16 protein-coding genes are annotated in these 21,994 nt (G+C 49.7%); 5 read left to right on the plus strand and 11 right to left on the minus strand.

The genetic code is table 11. The annotated features are described in order from the left end of the window. Positions 1–29 precede the first annotated feature (29 nt). A complete protein-coding gene (locus tag WC5_RS20470) occupies positions 30–6,797 on the minus strand; it encodes an N-6 DNA methylase (protein ID WP_016231389.1) in 6,768 nt (2,255 codons plus the stop codon). Between the two features lie 76 nt (positions 6,798–6,873). Between WC5_RS20470 and WC5_RS20465 the strand changes: the two genes are divergently transcribed. Continuing rightward, complete coding sequence (locus WC5_RS20465) at positions 6,874–8,583, plus strand: hypothetical protein (protein ID WP_016231390.1); 1,710 nt, start codon at positions 6,874–6,876, stop codon at positions 8,581–8,583. Then, positions 8,576–9,595, plus strand: coding sequence for a nucleoside triphosphate pyrophosphohydrolase family protein (locus WC5_RS20460; RefSeq protein ID WP_001569355.1), 1,020 nt, complete (start codon positions 8,576–8,578; stop codon positions 9,593–9,595). The genes WC5_RS20465 and WC5_RS20460 overlap by 8 nt, the downstream gene beginning before the upstream one ends. Before the next feature lie 291 nt (positions 9,596–9,886). On the opposite strand, the gene WC5_RS20455 is transcribed toward WC5_RS20460, so the two are convergent. Next, positions 9,887–10,444 (minus strand): lysozyme, encoded by a 558-nt coding sequence (locus WC5_RS20455; protein WP_001345478.1) that lies wholly within the window; start codon positions 10,442–10,444, stop codon positions 9,887–9,889. A gap of 168 nt (positions 10,445–10,612) precedes the next feature. On the opposite strand from WC5_RS20455, the gene WC5_RS20450 reads away from it, so the two are divergent. The 3 genes from WC5_RS20450 to yjjJ all read left to right on the plus strand — a co-directional run bounded on the left by WC5_RS20450 (position 10,613) and on the right by yjjJ (position 13,600). After that, positions 10,613–11,101, plus strand: coding sequence for a single-stranded DNA-binding protein (locus WC5_RS20450; RefSeq protein ID WP_016231391.1), 489 nt, complete (start codon positions 10,613–10,615; stop codon positions 11,099–11,101). 202 nt (positions 11,102–11,303) lie between these two features. Beyond that, positions 11,304–12,098: a hypothetical protein gene (locus WC5_RS20445; RefSeq protein ID WP_016231392.1), complete on the plus strand. Its 795-nt coding sequence runs from the start codon at positions 11,304–11,306 to the stop codon at positions 12,096–12,098. A 155-nt stretch (positions 12,099–12,253) separates the two neighbouring features. Then, positions 12,254–13,600 (plus strand): type II toxin-antitoxin system HipA family toxin YjjJ, encoded by a 1,347-nt coding sequence (gene yjjJ / locus WC5_RS20440; protein WP_306790999.1) that lies wholly within the window; start codon positions 12,254–12,256, stop codon positions 13,598–13,600. A 31-nt stretch (positions 13,601–13,631) separates the two neighbouring features. Here yjjJ and WC5_RS20435 read toward each other — a convergent pair whose 3' ends face one another. The 9 genes from WC5_RS20435 to WC5_RS20400 form a co-directional block, all read right to left on the minus strand. Next, the gene (locus WC5_RS20435) at positions 13,632–13,940 is read right to left on the minus strand and encodes a hypothetical protein (RefSeq protein WP_016231394.1); all 309 of its coding nucleotides are present in this window, start codon (positions 13,938–13,940) and stop codon (positions 13,632–13,634) included. Further along, positions 13,930–16,917, minus strand: a complete 2,988-nt coding sequence (locus WC5_RS20430; RefSeq protein WP_016231395.1) for a hypothetical protein — start codon at positions 16,915–16,917, stop codon at positions 13,930–13,932. Before WC5_RS20430 ends, WC5_RS20435 begins: the two co-directional genes overlap by 11 nt. Positions 16,918–16,929: 12 nt before the next feature. Beyond that, the gene (locus WC5_RS20425) at positions 16,930–17,295 is read right to left on the minus strand and encodes a hypothetical protein (RefSeq protein ID WP_000175491.1); all 366 of its coding nucleotides are present in this window, start codon (positions 17,293–17,295) and stop codon (positions 16,930–16,932) included. Continuing rightward, positions 17,292–19,211, minus strand: coding sequence for an antirestriction phage head protein DarA (darA, locus tag WC5_RS20420; protein ID WP_000434689.1), 1,920 nt, complete (start codon positions 19,209–19,211; stop codon positions 17,292–17,294). The genes WC5_RS20425 and darA overlap by 4 nt, the downstream gene beginning before the upstream one ends. A gap of 1 nt (position 19,212) precedes the next feature. Beyond that, the gene (locus WC5_RS20415; RefSeq protein ID WP_001345482.1) at positions 19,213–19,815 is read right to left on the minus strand and encodes a defense against restriction DarA-related protein; all 603 of its coding nucleotides are present in this window, start codon (positions 19,813–19,815) and stop codon (positions 19,213–19,215) included. Beyond that, positions 19,802–20,245 carry a hypothetical protein gene (locus WC5_RS20410; protein WP_016231396.1) on the minus strand — a complete coding sequence of 148 codons (444 nt, stop codon included), beginning with the start codon at positions 20,243–20,245 and terminating at the stop codon, positions 19,802–19,804. Before WC5_RS20410 ends, WC5_RS20415 begins: the two co-directional genes overlap by 14 nt. Beyond that, the gene (locus tag WC5_RS20405) at positions 20,242–20,571 is read right to left on the minus strand and encodes a phage holin family protein (RefSeq protein ID WP_000887652.1); all 330 of its coding nucleotides are present in this window, start codon (positions 20,569–20,571) and stop codon (positions 20,242–20,244) included. Before WC5_RS20405 ends, WC5_RS20410 begins: the two co-directional genes overlap by 4 nt. A gap of 74 nt (positions 20,572–20,645) precedes the next feature. Continuing rightward, positions 20,646–20,909 (minus strand): phage holin family protein, encoded by a 264-nt coding sequence (locus tag WC5_RS23305; protein ID WP_000145199.1) that lies wholly within the window; start codon positions 20,907–20,909, stop codon positions 20,646–20,648. A gap of 435 nt (positions 20,910–21,344) precedes the next feature. Continuing rightward, on the minus strand, positions 21,345–21,917 hold the full coding sequence (locus WC5_RS20400) for a recombinase family protein (protein WP_001165547.1): 573 nt from the start codon (positions 21,915–21,917) through the stop codon (positions 21,345–21,347). Positions 21,918–21,994 lie beyond the last annotated feature (77 nt).

A 21,994-nucleotide genomic window follows, 5' to 3' on the forward strand; every position in this document is an offset into this window, starting at 1 on the left:
TGCGACGCCCGGCGAACCGGGCGCTCCTGTTATGCGTATTGTTGGATGACGGCCAGAACGTCCGCCACGTTGTGTTTTGTCTCGATAATCCACCAGTTACCCGGGAAATCGCTGTTCTTCGCCTTCGCTGGCAGCCAGCGAGCGCCGAATTTCGCCTTGATTGCGTCTTTCGCACGGAAAAGAACTCCTTTCATGCCTGAGGCTTCCTGAAGCCCAAATACCTCGCCAGCGGCGAATTTTGGTGCGTACATCATCTTCAGGTCGGCGGTGGATACGCGATAATTCAGACCAAGAGACTGAGCTATGCTGGTGGCATCACCCTGTATTGATGATAACTCTTCTTGTTTCTCGTTTCTGGCGGCAATTTCTTCCTCCGTGATGTTGCCAAGGGCCAGGTTTATCCGATCAGCGTCGGCCTGTTTCTCTTCATCGGTGCGCCCGGCAAGAACCGTGTTAATTCTCTGCAATATCTCCACATGATTCTTGCGCATGCTGAGCAATTCCGGCGTAACCTCGTTAAGATCCACCAGCCCAAGGATGGCAAGGTCGGAAAACATTGATACCAGGTTGTAGGTCATGCGATAGCTGAGTTGGCCATAGGCTGATGGCAACTGCACCGAATCCATTTTATAGGCATCCATAAATTTAGAGCCGTCGTTTACGACATCCGCAATTGCAGGTGTGATTTTCCCTGTGGTGGCGGCCTCCCTGATTGCTGTTACCCACGATTGAGTCAGCGCGGCGACTGCATGATTCAGATTGGCTTCCCGTTCTGCTGCGATGCGCGCGCTTGCTGCGTCCATTGCCTGCTTGATCTCGTCTTTATTGCTGTAAATGCCAATGGTGCCAAACTGTGCTGTGGTGATCTCATAATCTGACGCCCGGAACTCATGGGTACCGAAAATGGCATTGGTGACCTCAAGTTCAGAATCACCGTTACGAGTAGCCCCCTGGCTTGTTTTCTCCGGCATTCTGGCGATCGCATCCGCTATTTTCTCCTGAATTGCTTCAGGAGATAGCGTATCTCCGTATGACGCGATTACATCGCCATAATTGGAGCCAAACAGTTCAGTCAGGAATACTTCTGCCAAACGGACCTGGCGGTTATTCCCTTCCGACATCATACCAAGCACCCATTTTGCAATTGACGACTTCAGCGCGCCGTCACGGCGATCCGGGTAAACCGCATGCTTCAGTGGGTCCGTATAGGTACCAACAAAATCAATGCTATAGCCTGACTCTGTAGTCTGAACGCCGTATGAGTCAGTGATTTTGATCATGCCGCGCTGCTGGAAACGGTAGAAATCGTCACAGGAAATGATGTCGTTAATCCCGGCGATGGAGACGCCACCACTGATTTTCTGCATAACAGCATCTTCATCGGGAGTTACATCCACCTGTTTATCCAGCGTCTTCACATCCCAGTTACCAGATTTTGTGCCTTTGAAGGTAAAGATGATCTCCACGTCTGCGCGCTGGCTGTCGAAGTCCAGCGACTTAATACGAACGATATCACCGGCACAATCGTAGTATTGGCCTACACGCCATGAGCGATCGCCGATAACAAGGAACTCATTCGCATGGTTAACCAGATCAGGATCAACATCCAGAATGCCTTTATTTATTGCATCCTCCACCAGTGGGCGCAGGCGTTTGATATCCGTCGCGGCCTTCTGAGTACGGTTCAATAATTTCTCATAGCGGGAGATGGCTTGAGAGATATTAGCCTTGCGTTGAATGGCGCTTTTCAACGACGCGCGATACTGTGCTAACAACGTACGGTCTGTGTGATGGACGCTACCCCAGCGGGCCTTCCAGTCTGCGTTATCAGCTGCTTTGGCCATTACCGCCTGTTTGAATTTAGCTACCTCGGCGGTGGTCTTTTCAAGTTCCGCTTTGCTTCGCTCTAATTCAGCGGTAAGTACCTCCACATCCTCGCCAGCTGCGTGCTGCGCCTTGATGTAGTTCTGAAGGTCGATAGTAGCCTGTTCTTTCTGGCGAGCGCGTTGCGCGGCTTTCGCCTTATCCATTTGAACCTGCATCATTGCCAGACGTTCGCCATCATCCTTAGCGGTATACATCTGCATTTCGATCATGTCATTGGCGTCGGCGTTCTCCATTTCTGACTTATCTGAACGGAGGATATCGGAGATCCAGCCTGCTTTACGCTTCAGCGTCTTCAGTCGGTATTCATCGAAAGACCCCTTGCCGCAGTAGTAGTGAACGCGAACGCTTGCACGGTTGGAGCCAACTCGTGCACCGCGACCGTTACGTTGTGCGATACTGGCTGGTGTCCACGGCAACGTCAGGTGGTGGATATCCGTCGTTCCTCGATGCAGGTTGATACCCACCTCTGCCTTTTTGTTGCAGATGATGATCGGAGTCCGGCCCTCCTGGAAGTCGGCTGCAATCTTTTCCAGACCGCCCAACGACATTTCATTTTGCTGCGCGATATAGGCGTCATACAGAGCCATTTGCTCGTTGTATTTCGCTATCTGTGCATCTGTTGGTTCATCCGGTAGCTCTTTCGGCGGTTTAACCGCTTTCAGTTTCTTACCGGTTTTACCTGCCTCGGCAACCGTCTGAGCATTCAGGATCCCCACCTTTGAAGGTTCAAGGTTAAGAGCATTGCAGATAATGCGCTTGAGCTTCTGGTGTTGCGTTTTTTCATCGGTGAAGATGATTTGCTTACCTTCCGGGAAAAACTCCTTCAGCGTGGCAATCAGCTTCGCGTATTTGGGCGTAACGGGGTGAGTTACGGTCTGTTCGTCAATGCCAAACCTGGCCAGGCGCTTATTCACTTCCTGCTCGAACGCTTCCGGAACCTGCAACTGAATAAACTCGCCCTTATCTATCAGGGAGTATTGCGATTGCTGCGTGATTGAATCATCACTGTCGTCGTCTTCGCTGGTGGCTTGTTTAGGCAAACTGTCCGCCAGCTGCTGCACCGCATCGGCGTACTCCGGCAGGAAACGATAGGTGATCCGGCGATAGTACAGGTCCATGTCAGTACATACGCGGTCCATATCCCTGATTATTGAGAAGATCGGACGGGCTTTCTCGTGCTCAATCACGCCGTCTTCATTGACCGAGGTCGTTACGCCATTGTTGGCTTTGGCCGCCGCTTCCGCCTGCTGACGCAATTCTTCATACGCCGCCAGTTGTTCTTCAGTAAGTGGTGCATCCTGCTGGTGTTCGTCCAGCTCCGGGATCTCCACGGTATCCTTAACGTCTTCCGCCGTTTTAAGCGTTACCCAGCGATGGAATATACCGCGCAGCGCATCAAGGTTTTCAAAGCCCACCAGCGCCATTTTTTCTTCAACTTCACCGCTAATTTTCTGTACCGTTTCCAGCCTGGTCTTGCCGAAGAATTTAACGAAGTCATCAGGACCGTAGATCCCCATGTTCTGCCAGTATTCCTTCGGCAGCACATGAGAAAGCATGTTGTATGCATCGATCGGGGTGTTAACGACTGGCGTTGCAGTCAGGAGAACCGGTCCGCGCCCACCATTCTTTTTCATCAGGTACGCGTTTTTAATTGCCATATCCCGCGCCGATTGCGCCACCGCGCTGGTGGGCAGATAGGCCAGTTGTGACGCTTCGCGACCATTTTTATAGCTATTGCGGTAGTTGTGACCTTCGTCAGCGATCACACTATCGAAGCCCATATCCTCAAAGTACGGATACTTCTCTGCTTTTTCGGTGCCGGTATCTGAATACTCCGACAATACCCGGCGACGCGCGGCCTCTTTGCGGTGGGAGTCGGAGTCCATTGCGCTGGCTACGCGCCCGGCGGCAACGAAGTCATAAAGCATATCCTGTGCATGCTCATCTACGGTGTCATCACGTAGCGGAATGCGGGCGTATTGTTCTTTGGTAAACACGACTGCACGGTAATTTGAGTGCGGGATCGCGTTCATCCGCGCCGTGATAGTGGCTTCATCTGCCAGTTTTAGGGCATCGCGCATAACTGGAGTGCCATCAGTACCAAGAACAGGTTTACCGTTCTCATCGAGCACCGGCACCTGGCGAATCTGATCGCCATCCATCAGCACATCAAGACCGACGAACAGGTAGTTACTGAATGCCTCTTCACTCAGGAATTCTTTTGCTTCGTAATACCAGTTTTCCAGCACTGATTTAGGCACTACATACGCAGTACGGGTGGAGCGACCGTTCTCATAGTTGAACGCCTCAAGCGCCAGCGCGGTCGTGGTTTTACCCAGCCCGGTGCCGAAGCCCAGGATGCCGCGCCCATCTTCGGACAGTCGGCGCACCTCGCTATTCTGGTAATCAAATGGCTGGCGCTTACCGCTTAATCCCTTCAACCCAAGCGGATCGCCAGAGTGTTCATACGGGATATTGCTATTGAACACATCGTTGTATTTGGCAACCAGCTCATCGTAGCGATCGTGCGTATTGATCCACTTATTGAACTGGTCCTCAAGCAGTGCCATCTGCTCGCGGTAGCCGTTCGCCGTCGCGCTATCTTTGCCACCGATACGCGCACCATTGAGATACTTTTCCAGCTGTGCCGGGAACCCGGTCGCGTTTTCACCTGATTTACGGTCCCACTCGTAGCGGATCTCGCCTGTTTCTTTATCCTTGCGCTGGACGACACCGTATCGGTGCCCGACGAACAGACCATCACCACCGTGATAGGTGTCAGAAACCATTTCGTCGCCTTCCAGCTGCACTGACTGCACATAGCGCAGATCCGGATAGCCGTTTTCCTGCAAAAATTCCAGAATCACGGAACGGTCGAACCAACGGCTATTGAGCTTAAACCGGATATTCTCTGCTGGCGTCTTGATGCGCTTCTCTTCGATCGCTGCCAGCTGATTAAGGACGTTGTTCTTTACTGGACCGTCGGGGAGCGTGGCGAGGAATTCCTGTTTTGGAGCCACTATCTCGTTAATGTCGCCGCTGGTGGCGCGGGCGAACGGAACAATCCCGCCATACGGTGAAACCGCAATGCCAGGGGTGCTGGCCAATAAATTAAGCAACTCGTCATCACTGGCTGGCAGTTCGCCGGTAAACGCAAGGCGGAAATCATCGAGCTGGATTGGATCGCGAGTGAGATCACTGTAGAGATAACGCAGGGTGTCCTGATAGCTGGTGGAGTCATAACTGGCGCTGGAATCATGCGTAACCAGTTTTCCTGTCAGCTCGTCAGAAATAGTGCCATCCAGCTTAATTGCACCACGGAAAGCAAACCAGGCGCGCGCACCGCTCCCCGATAATTTCGCTATCGGACCGCGACCGGGGTTACCAAAACGGTCAATCTCTGCCTGCAAACGGGATACCAGAGAAAGGCGCTGCTGTTCGATTTGTTCAGCACTATGCCCGGCGGCCTTCATGTCCTGATATTCAATTAACATCCGGCCAATCATCGCCCCACGATACAAGCGTTCACGGTATTTTTCAGGCTGGCTGTTAATCCAGTCCACCAGCTGCACCATATCGTCGCTGATTGATGTGGTGTACTTATCGCGGACATTTGCCATCTGGGTAAATGTCATACCGAGACGGCCTTCTGTTGTAGTCAGGTTACGCTGAAGAGCCTCCCAGCTATCCGCGCCATAACTGGCAACCTCAATCTTCAGCTCCTTCCCGGCATCAGCTTCAATCCAGCGACCACCAGCATATTTTTGCCATACGCCATTAATCAGGCGCATTTCCCCTTCATCAACAACATCTGCGGTCGGTGACGGTTCAGCCATATCGAGCAAAGACCAGTCGATACGACTTTCGAAACGATGAATCAGCTTCGCTTTAAGAGCCTGGTTATCAATCTGCCCGTCGGCACGAACCTCAATACGCCCCTGGAATCCCTTCTCCTGAGTGCCATGAACAAACCGGCGGCCGTCCTTTTCAAACCACTTGCCAGAAATAAACGTTGGCCAAAGCACATTTGCCGATTCAAGAGTGCCTTCATCCACCAGGGGGATTTTCTCAGCCATCTCCGCCGGATGTTTGCGCATCAGCACCACGTCAACGACCGTACTGGTCCCGTTTGCGTCAAAAGTACCGGTAGGCAAGCGGTGGGCACCAAGAAATTCAGCTTTCCGTGATAGGCGCAGGCGTAACCGCTTCATGTTTGAACCTGAAACAATGGACGGCGGCACAATCACGCACATGAATCCGCCTGGCTTTATCTTGTCCAGCATGCGGAGCATGAAGTAAGAACCCATGTCCGTTTCTTCTGCGTAAGGCTTATCGATGTTGCGTGTGTTATCACGACCACCGAACGGAACGTTACCCACAACATGGTCAAATGAATCGTTAGGCGTGCTTACAGCCAGTTGTTCGAACGGGGAAATCTGTACGCTGTCTTCCGGATGTAACAGCTGGTTTATACGACCGGAAACACTGCTGATCTCAGTCGCGGTCATCACCGTACCAACCGGTTTTGTCTCATTAAAAACGCCGGTGCCCGCCGATGGTTCCAGAGTGTTACCTACGTCCGCGCCGTAGAGCTTCATGATCTCCCAGACACCTTCAGCGATCGGCTTTGGTGTGTAATATTCGGAGACGGACCCGCCAATGCCGCCTTCACCGGTGTACCCAGCCAGGATCTGGCGCTGTTCATCTGTCAGTGTCGCGCCGTCCACCAGCGAATTAAGCAAATCTATCGCCTTCTGATTCGCCTCACGGCGCAGTCGGTCATAGCTTTTGCCTTCCACCTTTTCCACGCCGTATTTAATCGGCGCCCGGTGAGATGTTATTGCCCTAATGTATTTCAATATTTCGCTGACACTTGAACAGCGAAATACCCCCATAGATAGCTTGTTCATTGGTAATCCTTAACAAGTGACTAGTGTTAAATTTCCGTTCAAACACGATGCGAATTATTCTAATTAAGGTGCAATCTTGGCAGACAATAAAATCACGCTATCCTCGGTCAGGAAGGCGCTGGCGGGGGTTTTTAAAGACAACGGAGAACGGGACAACATCCTCCTGTCCGCGCTGGCTGTGCACGGCGGAAGTGGGTATTTGTTTTCTCGCGCAGGGGCACCGGTACAACTGTCCGGCTTCTTAGGCGGCAAACCGGGCGATAGTGGCATGGCTGGCGATGGGCTGGTGGACGGAAGTCGCTTTATCTTTGATGAAGTTCAACTGCCGGAAGACCGCTTGCAACGCTATCCGCTACTCGAAGAGATGGCGGTTTACAGCACGATCGCCACCGCGCTGAACATCCATATTACGCACGCGCTCTCTTTCGATAAGAAGACCGGACAAACCTTCTCTATCGTGCCGGTACACAACGGAAACGATAGTGACTATGACGCCGCGCAGGGGTTGTGTGACGAGCTGATGAACGACATCGGGCGAACCATCAACAAAGAGGTCGCCGGGTGGGCATTTATCATGTCTGTATTTGGGGTGGCTTATGTCAGGCCATACGCCAAAGAAGGCATAGGGATCACGTCTTTTGAGTGCTCCTATTACACCCTTCCGGGCTTCATCAAAGAGTTCGAGGTCAGCGGCAACCTGGCGGGATTTAGCGGCGATTATCTGAAGGACGCGTCAGGGAAAATGGTTTTCGCCGATCCGTGGGCCATTATCCCTATGAAAATCCCCTACTGGCGGCCTAAGTCAAACCTTATGCCTGTGCACACTGGCCATAAGGCTTTCAGCCTGCTGGATAATCCGGAAGAGCGCACGCCGATTGAAACCCAGAATTACGGGACCAGCTTGCTCGAATACGCCTACGAGCCGTACATGAACCTGCGTTCGGCGATCCGCTCGCTGAAGGCAACGCGTTTTAATGCGTCGAAAATTGACCGAATCATCGGTCTGGCGATGAATAGTCTGGATCCGGTAAAAGCAGCCGATTATTCACGCACCATTACTCAGACGCTTAAACGAGCAGCTGACCTGATGGAAAAGCGCGCACGCGGCGCGAATAACATGCCTACGGTGACCAATACCCTGCTGCCTATTATGGGCGACGGCAAGGGACAGATGACTATTGATACTCAGACCATCCAGGCTGACATCAACGGCATTGAAGACATTCTCACCTATATGCGCCAGCTGGCGGCAGCACTTGGCCTCGATTACACCCTCCTGGGGTGGGCAGATCAAATGTCCGGCGGGCTTGGTGAAGGTGGATTCCTGCGCACGGCAATTCAGGCCGCCATGCGCGCCTCATGGATCCAGCAGGGCGTAGAAGAGTTCATTCAGCGGGCTATCGATATTCATCTTGCTTTCAAGTACGGCAAGGTATACCCGGAAGGTGATCGCCCGTACAAAATCGAATTCCACTCCGTTAATACCGCTCTGCAACAAGAGCACAACGATAACCGCGACTCGCAGGCGAACTACGCCACCATCGTTACGCAAATCCTCGATGCCGTCAGCAATAACAGCGTCCTCGCTAATTCCGATGCATTCAAACGTTACCTGTTCAGCGATGTACTGGAGATTGACGAAAAAATCTCTGAAGCACTGGTGAACGAACTGAAAGCTAAAAGCGAGGACGACGATCACCTGATGGATTCCATCATCAAAACACCGCCACAGGAACTGGCGCAAATCCTTGAATCGGTCTTTAAAGAGGGAAACGATAATGACTGATGTTTTGAAAACGGTCACTGACCGCTTTTGTCTCTATAGTAATGCTCGAAAAGGTCGCCAGAACGGGCGACAGTATGTATTAAGCGCGGTAAAGACCATGCTTGAAAGCAAGGAAACTCAGGAAGGTTTACGCCTTGGTGAGCTTTTCGGCTATTACGGTCACGGTCGCCGACAGCTGACCGGCAAACTGGAAGTACCAGAAACCAGCGTGATCATGGTGGAAGGTCGCCCGGTCGTAATCGACAATGTTCCAGCGTGCCGAACAGTGGCTATATCTGTTGACGACAACGGCATCGTTACCCACACACAGGAAATTCTTAACACAGAGCCGGGTAAAATTGTCGCCGCGATGATCGAAAGCCGAGCTGGTGGCTGGAGCTGGGCCACTGGCGGGCGTGAGTCCGGGAAAATCGCTGTAACCACCAGCTTCCATGGTGTGGATTATGTGACAACGCCGAACTATATCAGTCTGGATCATCCTGCCAGCGCCGGAATGTTTGAAAGCGCGGATTCTAAATCTCTACTGGCAGAGTCCCTGGCGGCGCATGGGTACTCCGACGAGTCAGTGCAGGCAGTTATATCCCATTACGGCAAAATGGCTGAACTGGAAATGATGGTGGAGGCGACAGAGCGTACGGCAGAACTGGAAACCGCACTACTCGAAAGCCAGGGCCGCCACCTCGAAGCAATGGCCAAGATCGCAGATGCTGAAGCGCGAATCGCTTTGCTGGAGGAAACAGCGGGTATCCGCGACGATGTGCTGGCAGCAATGCAAGACGAACTGGATAACCTCCCGATCTTCGTCTCCGCCGCCCAAAAAGACGCATTCCGCCTCAAAGAACCTGGTGATGCAAAAATCGTTGCCACACTTTTCGAATCTCTGATCAAAGTTGGCGCACGCAACTTGCCTGTCACCAAGAAAATTAAGGAGGTTCCGCAAGCGTCTAACGTCCAGGCACCGCGTGAGACAAGCATCATCTCGTTTAATAATTCAATCAATCCGTTTAAATAACCACCAAAAATAACCCCGGCGAGTGCCGGGGTTCTCGTTAACTATTATCGACTTCGCCTGCGTGCCATATATTTGCGCACCGCGCGGCGTGGACAATCTGAAGCGGTTTCTTTCTGCTGCATCAATCTCGCGGCCATGCTCAAAAATGTCAGGCACAGCCGAAGCCCGGCATACAATAGCGGTTCCAGTGGCCACGTTTCATTAAGCACATATACCGCCATGAAAATCGAGTCGAAAACTATCGCTGCCAGCGATAACTTCATTGTCGAAAGTCTGCGGAGCTGCCGGAGTTTATTCATTGACCAGTCCCGTCAGGCAAAGCTGGCGTTCTTTTTCACGGCGAATCTTTAAACCTCGCAGGGGCACGCCGTTACTGTTCACAAAATCAGGGAGATGGTTACACATATTCACCCATTCCCCTTTCTGCGCCCACTTGTGGATGGACGTTTCGACTCGCATGCCTCGCGCTTTGCTGTAGTAGGTCCGTAAGCTATTGCATCCCATATTGAATGCCGCGCTTGTCATTGCACTAAAGGCATTATCGGGCATGTCTTTGCCCCGGAAGTGCTGATTAATACAGCGTTCAGCGATCAGGATATTCTTTTCCCAATCAGCGGCGATTTGCTGGTCGGTTTTTCGCACACCCGGCGTTACCCCGTGTGTATTACCGATCCCGTCAGTCCATACCCCCGCCGGGCACATGTATGGATCACGTCGGCAACCTTCAGCGTTACCAATCAGCTCAAGCCCCGCCTGGTTGGTTCGCACATTGCCATTACCCATTACGATGGTAATCATCACCGCGATAGCGCAAATTGCACCGCCTCCTGCGGCTGTTTTTCCCTTCATAAAGACCTCATAAGCGAATTTTTACGCTCCAGGACAAACACCCATTCACAGCCAATACCGACTGACTCGATCCCTTTAGAAGGCACAGGATAATGCAAATCACTTGTTAGCTACGTTTCAAAGATATACATTATTGCTCTAATCATTTTATTTTATTAGGTAAGATAAGTGGCACAACGCGGTGTAAACAAAGTCATCCTGATTGGTACCCTGGGGCAAGACCCGGAGATCAGATATATACCAAATGGCGGAGCGGTCGGAAGACTAAGCATCGCAACAAATGAATCATGGCGCGACAAGCAAACGGGCCAACAGAAAGAGCAAACAGAATGGCATAGAGTTGTTTTGTTCGGGAAACTTGCTGAAATTGCGAGTGAGTATTTACGAAAAGGTTCTCAGGTCTACATCGAAGGGAAACTTAAAACCCGTAAGTGGACAGATGACGCCGGTGTAGAACGTTACACGACGGAAATTATCGTCAACCAGGGCGGCACCATGCAAATGATCGGCGCTCGCCGTGACGATTCACAGTCCTCAAATGGCTGGGGGCAATCGAACCAACCTCAAAACCACCAGCAATACAGTGGTGGCGGTAAACCTCAGAGCAACGCCAATAACGAACCTCCAATGGACTTTGACGACGATATTCCGTTTTAGAGTTTATGAGTAAAAAACGACTGAAAGAAAAGCGGTGGTCAAGACGCCGACAAAAGCACGAACTCGCAAACAAACGCCAAAGTTGGCAATGGCACGCGCTTTTAACGAATAGAACACCCCGAGATATTGCTTTCGCTGGTGGGAAAACATTCCTAACCAACCTGAAGGCGCAATACATCAGTTTTTAAGCAGAGAAAAGACTATGACAGCACAAAATACTAAAACCATTCAATACCGCCTGCGTAATGGCCAGAGTGTAGAAGTGACCATCAATAATGATGGTGTACCTGGCGAAAAGGTTTCGATCTCTGATCTGGCTATCGAAAAAACCATCATGTGCCACCTTGGCTTTACTGAAGAAGTGAGCAAAAAGCATGGTGTAGCTATCTGGCGCACAATGGATACTGGCATGTGCAGATTCATTACTGCTCGTACCCCTGGTATGACCATGATGGACCTCATACAGATTGCGCCGCTGTTTGAGTGTGAACCTTTGGATGTATTCAGCAATCCAGCTATCTGCCAGCAGTTATATGGTGAGATGAAACTCGCGGTTACCCCCATTGTGCTGCATGAAGGATCGCTTGCTGGCGTATGGAAAGTAGAGCGAATTTCAAGCTACATGCCATTCCACATCCATGTCAACGGCGTAATCGCAGGTGAAAATCAACCTGTTTCCGTTATAAAGTCAGACCTCAATCGCGCAATTCTTGAAGCAAGTTGTCGAGTTATCGGCCTGGGCAAACAGTCTTATGTTTCCTTCCCGGCTGGTCCTGAAGGCCCGGCAGAAATTCTGATTATGGATGCTGATCTGCTCTGGCAAATACAGTTTCTGATTGGCAAAAGCATCATCCGTGCTGAAGAACTCGATCAGTACATTACCTGCACGATGACGGATGAAGTCAAAAGTGTGGCTATAGCCAATGCCCGGAACCTGTGTCGTGCTGCATTAACAGAACCGCAAGAAAACATTCCAGAAGAAACAGAAAGTGACTAATAAAAACCCCGTTAGTTGGCGGGGTACTCCACGTCAAATGGCCAATTGTTATGTCAGCTAGCAGTTAAAGCGCCTAGTCATCATCTTTTAAAGAAGTCTTTTTAACTTACCTAAATTAGTGACACCTCCCGTTTTGCTTGCTATTGTACGCATTCATGAATCTATTCATTAATCTATTCACAATAGTAATTAAAACTATGGCTATACATGCAACAACAATCCGTAATTTGCTCAATCAAGGTCCTATGACACCAAGACAATTGGTTGAAAGACTAGGTGTTAGCCAACCAACGATATCTAGAGCATTAAGAGATCTTGGTGATGAAATCGTTAGGATCGGAAATGGAAGATCTATTCAATATGCTTTACGAGACTCTTTTAGAGGATTCGAATCAGTCCCCATTTATCGTATAACTGAAGAGGGGTGTATTTGCGTTCTTGGTACTCTCATTCCGGTGAGGCCAGAAGGCTATGTTATGGTTGAGGAAGGGAAAAATAACAGGCATAGCGATGGGTTACCTTGGTGGTTATTTGATATGCGTCCACAAGGCTTCCTTGGAAGAGCATATGCATCAGCATATGCTCTTGAACTTAACCTTCCCTCAAATCCAGAGCAATGGTCAGATACTGACGTGATCAAAGCCTTACTTAAGCATGGGCATGATGTTGTTGGTAATTTGTTAATTGGAGAGCAAGCACGCACGCATTTTTTAGAGATGCAGCCTCCTGTTCCTGTTAATCGTGAAAGTGAATATCCTGTATTAGCTTTAGCTGCTGGTGAAGGTGATGTGCCCGGTTCATCTGCTGGAGGTGAACAACCCAAATTTTGTACTTTCACAGAGCGTGGACATGTATTAGTGAAATTCTCTGCGCCTAACGACACCCCTATAAGTGAGCGTTGGAGAGATCTCTTGTTTGCTGAACATCTCGCATTAAAAGTTCTGGGGGTAGAAACAGAAGTTTTTGATTATAACGGTCAGAGATTCTTGGAAATTCCCCGATTTGATCGTGTTGGTCAACTAGGTCGGGTAGGTGTATTCTCACTTCGTGCACTTGATGCAGAATTTGTTGGGAATGCAAGAGCAACATGGCCCTTGCTGGTTAAAGAGTTGGTAAAAAATAAGTGCGTCCATCCTGATGCGATTATTATAGCAACAAGGCTATGGTCTTTTGGTTTGCTAATAGGCAATACCGATATGCATAATGGTAACCTATCGTTTATTAGTAGCCACGGACGCCCATATCATATTGCTCCAGCCTATGACATGTTACCTATGGGTTTTGCTCCACGCTCTGGGGGAGCAATATCTAATGAGCTTAGAAAAACAGCACTACCAGACTTTGTAAGTCGAAAAATATGGGATGAATCTCTTGAATTGGCTGAAAAATTTTATGCATTGGCCTGTGAGTCCGACAAATTCTCAGCTAACTTTACTCCATGTTTAGAAGCGCTACGCATCCACCTAGATGATTGTAAGATACGCATAGCCCGCCTGGCATAAACAACAAATCCCGCCGATTGGCGGGATTTCTTCAATATACGATCTGGTCTGCATGATCACCAAAATCATCGTCGTCGTCCTCATCGCCACCATCTACTGCTGGCCAATCAACAAACCAGCCAGCGTAAAGATGCAGCGTTCGGAGAACATCACTTGCGGGAGCATCAAGGGTGTTAACGAATCCCATATAGCTATTGGGATTTGCCCCAGCTATGGCTTCAGCGATCATGTCCTCGGTAATGTCACCGGAGATAATGCTTAAACGCCCGGAAACTTCTTCATTATCATCAAATTCGATAATGGCATCTCCGCCTAATGGCGCTGCGATTTTAATCTGCATTATTTAGCTCCTTTGCCACACCTAATAACAGTTCCAGCAATCCGTCACCATTCATCAGTGATGCGGCAGCGGCCTCTTTGTCATGATACAACTGAAGAGCCATAGAGAATACTTCCGTTGCTGACGTTTTGGAAATAGTCGGTGATTTCTGCCGAATTTTCCCGGTGTTACTTACTGAGGCTGGCGGGTATACCTTCGCCATATAAATATTACTCAATCGAGATCTGAAGCACCATTCAGGCTTGCCACGCCCACCGATATTAACGAAAGATGGCTTATCCCCTTCAACATTGGCCTTCAGGAATGACCGGGCTTTCTCTAACAAACCAGGGTTACTGTACTCAAGATGATGACCCAGCTCGTGCCACAGTGCACTTGCATTTTCATCGTTCAAATTGACAGCAACAACACCATTAAGATTTGCATATGCCCTTCCCTGGTGGTGAACCACCTTTGATAAGGTCGATATTTTCCCGCCGGTCAGGCGATAAATATCAGCAAGTTCCTTGCGCAGGTCTATCCCACCACTCTGTCCAGCGCGGGCTTCTTCCACTTCTTCCGTGATAAAAGAGTCGGCCCACTCAAGAACTTTTTCTTCAGATACGGATGAGTTGGCTATCGCACTATTCATGGCAGATAACACTTTCTCGTGGACCGAACCCATTCTTCGCTGATTCATTTGCCAGCGTGTCTGCGGGTTATATGAGAATCGCTTAAGTAGTTGGTCAAGCTGCTCAAGTTCTTCTTCACTGACATACTTTTTAGCCTCACCAATAATGCCAGGGAGAATATTGCCGTTAGGATTAAACGCTCGCGAAAGGAAGAGTTTCAGCGCCCCCATGCCCTCCGATGCTTCAATATCACCAATAACCCGGTTAACAATGGCCGCACTCTTCGGATTAGCATCCGCCAACGCCCTGGCTACAATTTGCAGGGACGATACGACCTCACGCTGCATATCCGTCCTGATCTCATCAATAAACTCTGGCGTTATGCCGTGCTCTTTAAGGATATCCCTGCCTTCCGCCGTTACTCCATCGATATCACCGACATGTTTATTAACCCGACTTTGCAATGCCTTAAATGCCTTCAGAATTCCACGGGCATCATCAGCTTTACTAACGGCCTTCCTGAATGCTGGCAAGAAGTCAGAGTTAACCTCATTTTGTTGATCGGCCCACTGAATGGAGGCTTCTTTCATCTCGTCCAGAGTCAGGTCACCCAACGCGGTATGGTCTGTGAATATGAGCGACAACCTCTGAACCATTTCTGCCAATGGTGATGCCGAATGCGCCGCGCTAAGGAATGCTTTCACCCTGGTTGGGCGAATGGAAAACCAGTCAATAGCTGGTGGCATATCTCCGTTTTTTATCGCCTGCGCTATCTCGTCAAAGCCATCGCGCCCAAGGGAGGATGCGTGATTTAACAAGCCGCGAAGTAACGAATTGCTGATACCGAATAATCGGCACCATTTTTTCACGTCGGCAACAGGCATTCGAACAAAATGCGCAAGCACTTGTACAAGCTGTTCATCCTGGGGATCTGTACGGGAAAGCAGCCTGATCAGATGAATAATGTCTTTGATGCCGGATGCCCGATGTAATAGCAAACTGGTATATGGAGCAACATCATTGTAACTACCGCCGGAAACGGACTCGAAAAGACCGCCGGATATCCCTTGCATGCCTTCGTTTTCCAGTTCCTGAGACACCTGGCGAAGGATATCCTGTAACGACACATCACCACCGCCAAACATATCCCCCAGCGCCTGGCCCTGGTGCTGTAACTCATCATTGATACGTTGAGCCATCAACTTAAAGGCGGAGGCCATACGCTTCGCGCTACGGTTATTCGCGACGATGAACAACGCGAGTGCTTTCACTTCCGGGGCCGTTTCGCTGAACATATCCCCCTGAGCAATAACATCGGTAATATGCTGGCCTGACTCCTTCGATTGCCTTACCAGGTCTACCGCATCTTTCAATGCCGCCAGCGCCTTTTTATCGAGGCTATCCGCTGTCTCAATGCCATCAACAATAGTTGTCACAGCCTGCTTGTGCGCTTCTCCTGATAAAGCCTGCATCTGGACAAAATCATTGGCTGCCGCATTAAGCGCCGTCAGAACATTACGCATGTCCGGATCAGGTTCTTCTGCAACCATCCTTACCAGGCGCGCATCCTTATATGCCTTGGCAAAGATCGCGTTTTGTATACGGTCTACAAGTTGCCGTGTTGGTCGCCCATCTTCAGTTACAAGGCCAGCCGCCTGTGTGGCACCAACTTGCGTCATAAATCCGCGAATAAACGCGTCATTACTGCGGCTAAGCAGATCTCCGCTTTCTGACGGGTTAAAAAGCGCCATCATCGCCGGTGTTATGCTGTCGGCATCAACAAAAGCCTTTTCACTGGCTGCCATTTCCTGAAGATCAGAAATATTTGAGTCCTTGGCAAACTGAACGCGGTCAACCTTGGTTAACCGGCGGCGCACCAGTACCGGAGCCGTCATTGATTCAACCTTTTCAGGTCGTATGCCGAATTCGGTCGCATGATCAATCAGGTACTCACGATACCGATCCGCATTGCCGTCCTGATAGGCTTTGATGATCCCCATGGTCCGTCCATTACCTGACTCAACGGCATTGTCCTCACCAATTATCGGCGCACCATGGCTGGATAAACCGGAATCAGTAAGCTGAGCAGGCCGCAAATCTTTGGATATCTGGTTAACCTGAAGAAGGCTGGATGCGCGGGTCCGGTCGCGCGGCTGAAGTTCCTGGGGATAGTCAGGATTAATTTTCCCATCCAGAGTATTGGATACCAAAAGAGCTGAGGCATCGACGATATCAAACGCTGTTTTTACCTCGTCTCCCTTCGCTGTCACCACATACGAAACCCGCCCATAACCGGGCAGGTTCTTTAGCAGCTCGATCAGCGTTTCTATGCTGGTGGCCATTACCACCTGATCGCTTAAGCTCATCCCTGTTACGCCTTATGCTGCCTCTTTAATGTTGGCGGCTATCCATGCCGCCGTGTGCTGTTTAACCTGGTCCAGGTCGATGTATGTGCCAACATATTGACTCAAATCCTGCAAGGTACCGATAAATGCATCGGTGCTCTGATCGACGAATTTATCAGCCAGGAAATCAGCAACCAGTTTTGGCACACCATCATGTACCGAAGGTTGTTTTTCCTCGCCACTACTGCCGCCGGACACACCGTACCCCATCTGTTGCATGATCTGGTCAATTTCATCGCTGATATCCAGCAACTCCATGCCACTCGCGGTAGCCGCTTTGGACATCAAAGCATCCAACTTATCGCTGAGATCCATTAACTCAATAGCTGATAGTGTCATGCCGCTACCCCCGCTTTCTGGATTGCTACCAGCAGATCAGCCAAGTGGCGAGCAGCGCCATTAACCAGCTCTTCGTTTTCCTCAAAACGCCCGGCAGCCTGAAGGGCTGCAATCGCTTCCCGGACATTACCCCGGGCGTTACGGATCTCCGCCATGTCAGTGCTTTGCATATCCATCACGTTATTGAGATATTCAATGGCTTTATTAGCCTCTGCATCTGCTTCGCTAACCGTTTCATCAGGCTGTGCCGGGGCAGGTTCTGGCTGAGTAATCTCACCGACTTCGGCCTGCAATGCATTGATCATGCTCTGCACCATTTTCTCGGTGCCAGCGCCCCCCGGAAACGCAATATTGGGGAAAGTTTTTTGAAACTGAGTTTTCAGCATTACGCGGAACTCGTCTGGTGAGCTGGTGGCCAGCTCCAGAGCTTTTTGTGCATATTTGCCAAACGGACCATTAGTAAGTGTCTTCGCCAGGAAGTCGAAAGAATCCTCGCGAGGCAATAACTTCAGGTCGTACTCACTCATTTGCTGATCAGAAAGCGGGGTATCGTAAGTAGCAATGCCGTAGCGTGCATATTCATAATACGGGTCACCTTCATCAGGGCGCGGCAGAATTGCTTTGTTACCTTCAGGTATTGCGCCAGGGGCCGCCGGACGCATTTGCAGGGCATATCGATATGCACCTACAGAGACTTCTGGTTCAGGCGAAGAGCTACCGGTATCCTCCGCTGGTTCAGGTTCGACGTTTTCCGGTTTATGTTCTTCTGGTTGGACCAGGTATTCCGATACATTACCCGCTTTATAGGCTTTAAACAGCTTGCCGATCGCATCTGCCATGTCCACACCCTGTATGGATTTAGCCTTGATCATGTACACGCTGCCATCCGAATCGGTTAACTGGATATACCCTTCGCCGTCCTCAATGAATTGCTTCATTGATGCACCATTACTGAGCGTCACTTCCCCGTTCATATGCATACGATTTTTGATACTGGCAAGGCGATCCGTCATCGCGCGAGAGTGTCCACCAGTCATCCCCGCAGGAGCAATGGTATCGCGCCCACCAGTGCGATTGAGCTGATCAATCTCCGTCTGCAAACGCTCATTCTCTTCATAAAGAGAATCCGCTTCCGATGCAACAGCGTTAATTTTCTGCTCCAGATCTACCTTCTGCCCTTCTACCGCTGCCACCTGATCCACGAGGTCGCTCATGGCATCCTCTTTCTGGTCACTGTCAGCCTGTAGTTGGGTTATTTCATCAACAAGGGCTTTTTTCTTCTTCTGCGCACGCTGAAATTTTGCCGAGTTTTTCTCTGCAAGGTTGGCAAGTTTCATGGTGACCTGCGCCAGCGTCATATCACGTCCACTCATCGGAGCAACGGTGTGAGTAACGTCTTTTTTATTCAGTAAGAACTGGAAAGCAACCAGCGTATCGCTATTGGTGATCCGGTTTTCCGCTGTCGGGCTATGAAACAGAATGCTGATAGTCTGACCATCACTGAGCGGAATAATGGCTGGCAGGACCGGCAGCCCGTTAACGTTACGTGCCCGGCCAATTTCAGCACCGCCGATCGCGCGCGCGCCGCTCTGGGCCACATCCCCCGTTTTATCACTCCCCGCAGAGATTCCGGTACCATTCAGCTTCTGGTTCAATGCCCGGACAAATGCCTGCATGGTCCGGTGTAACTGCAAACGAGTAGAACTAATCGCCTCCAGTAAATCCGTAGCACACCAGTGGATCGGCGTGTCATAGAAGAACGTAGCCTCGATTTCCTCCAGGGTGTTGGATTCCGTCATCAGATAGCGGTCCTCACCGGCCATTAATGCGCGATATTCATCATCAGTCACTGGCGGGGGAAGCACGTCAAGCCCAGGCTTGATCGTCACCCCTTTATTGATATTGAACTGTTCCATGTTAATTTCCTGCTTTCAGTTGCTTAAGACGGCGTTTGAGTTCGCCATTTCGGGCCTTTTCGTTATTGAGTCGGCCTGTCTCCTTATCCAGCTTCGCCCGCAAATCAGTGATCTGCTGTTGATTGAAAGACACCGAGTTCTGCGCTGATTTATAAGCGGCAACCACCTGAGCATTCCGCTGTTTTGCCTCTTGCAGGCGCTGAAAGTTGGATTTTACTGCCGGTTTCTTGTCTACCGGATTGGCAACACGTTTCGCTTTGGCGATCAGTGATTTCTGGAATTTTGCGGAGTTTTTGCGGGCCGCTTGCCCCATGACGGTACCAAGCGTCTTGATATCCGGCGACTGAGCGTTAGGAATAGCTTTTCCATTCAGCCTCACAGACGATATATCGCCAGTATCGTTTACCTGTATGGCAAGAATTTGTCCGTCGTTAAGAACCAGCTTTGCGGTTTTAACTTTAACGCCATCTTTCGTTGTTGCGCGGTTGCTGGAGTCAACCTCAATTACCGTAACACCGGTTTTATTGATCGCCGCGATAAGGGATTTCAGCCCCTTTTCATTAACCTGGTCAAAATCGACCGTTGCATACTTATTTTTCGTCATCTGACACATCCTGTGCGAGATTTATTACGTAACTTCTGCGGATTTGCTGAGCAACAGGGAAAATCCGATACAACGGGTTAATGAACGAGTCGCCATGCGTAACCATGACGTTGAAATGCCACAGCCGTTCTCCTTTACCCATATATTCAGTGGGTATGTACAACCATTCACTGTTTTCGCCCTGTTCAGCCGACGTCAGACAACGTTGTTCGCCTTCAATCACTGTCGTTGGCTTCTGAACATCGCGGATCCAATATCTGACCGTTGCGCCGCGCAAAAACGGGAATTTAGACCGGTATTTGAACGGCACCCGGATGAAACCCGGTTTAATTTCCACATCACCAAGTTCTAAATGCGTGATGTCCTTGCGTTTTAGCAAATAGCGATCGGCTAAGGCTAACGCAAGAACGCATACACCCCAGCCAATCATTTCCCGCCTCCCTTTTTCACCAAACTTGTAAGAACATTCAGAATGCTATCGATATTCACTCGTTTCATCCCTGAAATCACCTCATGACCGTTATTGCTGGCTATCGTTACCATTAAGTACGTAATTGATAACTCCCAGCCCTCGTGTTGCCCCAATAGGTACGCCACCGCGCCAGCTGTCACTGCAACAAAGATCTCCGTAACCAATCCCAACAAATTGCCAGACTGGCGACCGTCTCGGACATCCATCAGGAACGTGCCTATCCCACCAATTACTGAAAGCAGGAGCGCAATAGCAACTGGAGCTAATTCCTGTGTGTCAAGCACAAGTTCCCTCCTACGTTGTCAGGAGGTAATGGTATGCAAAGTAACTTCTCAACCGGTTATGTTGCATAAGAGACTTACCTATTCAACCGACTTTTGGAACCTTCAATAATAAGCCTGCTATTGGCGCTGAAAATAAGAACCATGCAGCTCTGAAGGCTTTCATTCATGTCCTTATATTCCGCGAGATACATGCCAATAAAGCCAGCAAGTACGGCGGAAATACATTCGGCCAGCAATTTCTTGCATGAAGACTCGTAACGGTTTTCACATAGCCCACTCAAATACGAATACACCCCACCAAGAAGGGATAACATCACGATATGTACATAAAATGTCATTTTTTACCTATACAACAGTAAGTTGAACAACATTTGAGAACGGTATGCACTTTGTGATTTCCACACACACTGGTTTTGTTAATTAAAACCTGTAGCTTGCAATAAATAACGATAGTGGGCAGAAAATATGCTAATAGGCTATGTACGCATATAGACAAATGAACAAAACACAGCTATGCAGTGAAAAGCACTTGAAAGCGCAGGATGTGAGCTAATTTTTGCGAATAAGGCGAGCAGCAAAAAGGCTGGGCACCCTGGGTTAAAAAAGGTTCTGCGTATGCTTTCCAGAGGTGATACCCTAGTCTCGGACTAGGGACAACATTTCGAGAACAGTTTTCATTAGCGGTCAGCAGGCGCTAGATACATCGAATTGATGTGCCGCGCGATAAATGTACCTATTCTATCATGATAAATTACACCGACGCGGCATTAGAATTACAGCTCAGATTGAGTTTGGCGCTTCTCTACAGGATGATAACGATAAATCGTCGATACACCGATATCGTAAATAATTGCCAACTGTTTCCTGCTGTAGCCATTTTCGATCAACCTCGCTATTTGCTCATGTTGTTCTTTTGTCAACTTCGGGCGACGTCCGCCAATGCGTCCCTGTTCGCGTGCAGCTGCCAGTCCGGCCAGTGTTCTCTCAACAATTAATTCACGTTCCATTTCTGCTAAAGCACCCATGACATGAAAAAAGAAACGCCCCATGGGTGTTGATGTGTCGATGCTGTCCGTCAGACTACGGAAATTAACCCCTTTTTCCCGTAGTTCCTCAATAAGCGTGATCAGATGTTTCATGCTCCTACCCAGCCTGTCCAGCTTCCAGACAACCAGCGTGTCTCCTTCTGATAAGGTTCTGAGCAGTTTTTTCAATCCCGGTCTGGCTGACTTCGTTCCGCTGATTTTATCCTCAAAAATCAGCTCACATCCTGCACAGTTCAGAGCATTACGTTGTAAATCTGTATTCTGGTCATTTGTTGATACGCGAATATAGCCAATTTGCATAAAAAGCATCCCGTTTATGTTAGTGAAAATGCTATTAGATAGCTCTGTTCACGAAGTTAAAAACGTTGGTTTGGGAG

Origin of the sequence: Escherichia sp. KTE114 (assembly GCF_000407765.1) — a bacterium.
Lineage (GTDB): Bacteria > Pseudomonadota > Gammaproteobacteria > Enterobacterales > Enterobacteriaceae > Escherichia > Escherichia ruysiae.